This window comes from Mesorhizobium sp. WSM4976 (assembly GCF_029625685.1).
In the GTDB taxonomy this organism is placed as follows: domain Bacteria; phylum Pseudomonadota; class Alphaproteobacteria; order Rhizobiales; family Rhizobiaceae; genus Mesorhizobium.
On record NZ_JARTVT010000093.1, the window covers coordinates 1 to 1,261 of the forward strand.

Below are 1,261 nucleotides of genomic sequence, written 5' to 3' on the forward strand. Positions count from 1 at the left end.
CATCATTCTGTTCGAGCAGCAGCGCCCCGACGAGGCGCATGATCGCATCGTCGTTCGGGAAGATTCCGACGACCTCGGTGCGTCGCTTGATCTCGCCGTTGAGACGCTCGATCGGATTCGTCGAGTGGAGCTTGGCGCGATGTTCCTTCGGGAAGGTCATATAGGCCAGCACGTCGGGCTCGGCGTCATCCATGATTGACGCCAGCTTCGGGACCTTGGGCCGGATCTGATCAGCCACGGCGCGCCATTGGGTGCTCGCGGCCTCGGGTGTTTCCTGGGCGAAGGCGGTGGCGATGAAGGCCGAGACGACCCGGCGGCCGCTCTTGCCGGCGTGCGCCAGCACGTTCCTCATGAAGTGGACGCGGCATCTCTGCCACGTGGCGCACAGCACCTTGGTGACGGCCGCCTTGAGGCCTTCATGTGCGTCTGAGACGACGAGCTTGACGCCGCGCAGGCCGCGACGTGTCAGCTTGCGCAGGAACTCGGTCCAGATCGGCTCGGCCTCCGAGGCGCCGATCTCCATGCCAAGCACCTCGCGCCGGCCGTCCGCATTGACGCCGACGGCGATGATGACGGCGACCGATACGATGCGCCCACCGCGGCGCACCTTCAGGTAAGTGGCGTCGATCCACAAGTATGGCCAATCGCCCTCGATCGGCCGCTCGAGGAAGGCTTTCACCTTGCCGTCGATCTCCTCGCACAGCCGCGAGACCTGGCTCTTGGAGATGCCGCTCATGCCCATCGCCTTGACCAGGTCGTCGACCGAGCGCGTTGAGATGCCCTGCACATAGGCTTCCTGGATGACGGCGGTGAGCGCCTTCTCGGCCATGCGGCGCGGTTCGAGGAAGCTCGGGAAGTAGGAGCCCTTCCTGAGCTTGGGAATGCGCAGCTCGACGCTTCCCGCTCGCGTCTCCCAATCCCGCTCGCGGTAGCCGTTGCGTTGAGCGAGCCGCAGCGCGCTCTTCTCGCCATAGCCGGCACCGGTGGCCGCGCCCACCTCCAGTTCCATCAGCCGCTCGGCGGCAAAGCCGATCATCTCGCGCAGCAGATCGGCATCCGGGGTCTTCTCCACGAGCGTGCGCAGGTTCATCATGTCGTCGGTCATCGGTGGTCCTTCCGAAATGGGTTGGCGTCAACAACCAAACCCTACCGGAAAGCGCCGATGACCACCGACACGCCGCTCACTCGCTACAGCGCTGCTAACGGCGCGCTCGCGAGCGGCTTCATAACCCTCAGCTACACCACCTGATGGGACACGACC

Annotated in this window: 1 protein-coding gene; it reads right to left on the reverse strand. The window is 65.1% G+C overall.

Translation table 11 applies throughout. The features are described from left to right. On the reverse strand, nucleotides 1–1,105 hold a 1,105-nt coding region (locus P9272_RS35825; protein WP_278164929.1), incomplete at its 3' end, for an IS256 family transposase. Nucleotides 1,106–1,261: the final 156 nt, after the last annotated feature.